Source organism: Ligilactobacillus equi DSM 15833 = JCM 10991 (assembly GCF_001435735.1).
Lineage (GTDB): Bacteria > Bacillota > Bacilli > Lactobacillales > Lactobacillaceae > Ligilactobacillus > Ligilactobacillus equi.
Genome location: NZ_AZFH01000098.1, coordinates 1 through 2,991 on the forward strand (window position 1 = coordinate 1; position 2,991 = coordinate 2,991).

1 protein-coding gene is annotated in these 2,991 nt (G+C 38.3%); it reads left to right on the top strand.

Annotated elements, in window-relative coordinates; translation table 11 throughout:
* Window positions 1-637: 637 nt before the first annotated feature.
* Window positions 638-2,991 (top strand): accessory Sec-dependent serine-rich glycoprotein adhesin (locus tag FC36_RS06895; RefSeq protein WP_156409539.1); only part of this gene is annotated, 2,354 nt, incomplete at its 3' end.

Below are 2,991 nucleotides of genomic sequence, written 5' to 3' on the forward strand. Positions count from 1 at the left end.
ATGGGGCAATTCATCACCCGAACAAAGTTCGGGAGTCTTCTTGCCCCTGTGATAAAGTCATCTGAGAGCGGGGCGGCAGCCAATTGCTCAACTGCGGCCCGCCAGCGAGCAGTATTTTCGTATCTGCGCTTTTCCAATTCGATTCCTTCTTCCTTTAATTATAAATGAGAGCAAGAGTAAACGCTATAAAAAGCCTCTTTATTATATAAATACGCAAAAAAGTTCAATTTTGATTATTTTTCTAAAAACTTTTTTCGGGAAAGCGTCAATTACTCTAGAATGCGATTTTGGTGCTAGATTTCCTTAACGATCAAGTATCATTAGCTAGTCACTGTCAAAAGAATCTTCAGATGGAAGTATTTTGTGGAAAGAATTTTTTGTAAATGCTTTTAAAAATTGAATTTATTTTTAGCGAAAAATAATTCTGACATTATAAAACGTGCCTATTCAGCATTACATATAAGAATAAACTTAATGTTTTATATAACTATGTAAATATTGATATAACGGGGGTAAATGGGAAATGAAAAAGTGTAAAAAACGTATTTTACTCTATTTAAATTTAAATATCAATATGTTAAACTAAGTTAAAGTTAATTAAAACTAATTGTTTTATGTTACGAAAGGGGAATTATCTATGAAACAGAAAAAGTTTAATAGCGAGTTTCGGGAAACCGATCGAAAAGTTCGTGCTAAACTTTACAAGTCGGGGAAACATTGGGTTCGTGTTCTGTTAAGTAATATCGGACTTTTGCGTGTCTCTGGGGGAATGGCACCTGAAAAGGTAACAATCGATGCTAAGACCGTTAAAGAAATCACTGAAACAAGCGAGAAGAATAAGCAACTCATTTTGAAGGGAGCCGCTGCCACGGCTGCGTTACTGGGAGGTACTGCGGTAGTTAACCAAACTGCCCAAGCCGATCAAACGAACTTGGCGACAACTAACCAAGTAAATGTGGCCAACTCCCAATCTGAAACACAAGCTACTAGTGAATCAGTTTCACAAGATACCACTTCAGAGTCTGTATCTGTATCTGGCTCTGCTTCAGAATCATTATCGGTTTCAACATCTAGTTCTGAATCAATCTCTGAATCAAGTTCGGTATCAACTTCTACTTCAGAATTAACAACTAAGTCTGAAACTTCTAAGTCAGAAATAGATAGTCAAACTAGTGAAACAGAAGCTTCCAAGTCAGAAACAGAAGCCACTAAAGAAAGTCAAGCTTCTAAGACAAGTACTTCACAGACCTCTACTTCAGAAACTGAGGACGTTTCAGAAGTTACAGTTTCCCAAGCAAGTCAAGAAGCTAACTCTGAAGTAACCCCAGCTAGTGAAGTAGAATCTGTGACAACACAAGATAATATCTTAGATTTAGCTACAATTCCTGCTGAAGTTTTAGACCAACTACCAGCCGAAGAATTGGCTATGTTGCAAAACTACTTGACTACTGGTGCTTACTCACCATTTATCAACTTCGCAGCAGGAACTTCACGCGGCGCTGGAACCTCTGATGGTTATGATGCTACTAAATCAATTCTAGCAACCGGTGTGCTTAAGAATCTTCAAACCACTTCACCACAAGGAATTATCCAAGATATTACTTGGGAGTACGATAGTTCTACTAAGGAATTGGTTTACAATATTCACTTACACAACAAGATGACTAATAACCGTTACCAAGGGATTCTTTTTAGTGAAGGGCCTACTAACTTTACTATTACTTCTGTAACAATAAATGATACCCCTGCTACAAAAGTAGGGGGTACTACAAAAGAGGGTGATTTATTCACAGCTCAGATTTCTAACATGTCAGATGTGACTATTAAGGTTAGAGGTACTGTTTCACATGAAAATCAACCAGCTAATTTGAACGGGTTTAGAGTCGAAACTTCTTCTAGGCGAATAGCAGGGATAGGGCCTAGGCAACTATCAACAGACCTGACATTAGCAAACTGGGATATGACGGTTGCTACGGGTGCGAATCCTATTGGAGTTAACATTCCATCAGTAGTAACTTCCATGTCAGAAGTTAACAGTAGTGTTTCTGAATCTCAAAGTGAAGCTTCTAAGTCAAAATCAACAAGTGAATCATTAAGAATTGCCGAGTCAGAATCATCAAGTGAATCGTTAAGAATTGCCGAGTCAGAATCAACAAGTGAATCGTTAAGAATTGCCAATTCGGAATCATCAAGTGAATCGACTAAAGCATCTCAATCCGCAAGTACTTCATCAAGTCAATCTCAGGCAATATCATTGTTGCATTTACAAGCTGAAGGTCCAAGCAAACGTTACATTTGGGTTGATCAAGATGGCGAACAAATTCAACACCCATTTGTGATTGCTAGTTACAATAAAGATGTTAAGGTGACAGAGGCATTTGGTACAACCGCAGCTAAAGATGATGGTATTGTTGATGCGAAATATGCGTCAAAATTGAACAATGGATTAACTTACACACCTGAAAACGGGAAAGTTGTTGTTTCCGGTGGATTTACGGCTAACGTTTTCAAAAACTACACTGATGTTTATACAGTTAATACGGTGGTAACAACAGCTACGGGTATCAAGGACATTACCGACAATAATAAAAAAACGCGAATTATCGGTGTTAACCACGAGGATAATATTGAACTGCCAGTTCGCTCGTGGACTAAACCGGTAACTGAAGCAGAAATAATTGATGCTATTAAAGGACGAGTTAATGCACAGAGTACAGTAGAAGATATCCAAGCTTTAAAGGGTACTTCAACGATTATTAATTATGAATTGAAGCCAGGTCAAACTCTTCCAACTAGTGGTACTCACCAACCAGTGAAAGTGATTGCGACATTACCAAGTAACGGGGTTGACGCCCAAGGTCACTCATTACCTGGAGAAACTAAGGAACTTACAGTTTATGTGAGCTATGACGAAACGACATCTGTAAGTGCTTCAGCAAGCAAGTCAACATCAGAATCTAGTTCGACATCAACAAGTCGCTCAGATTCAGC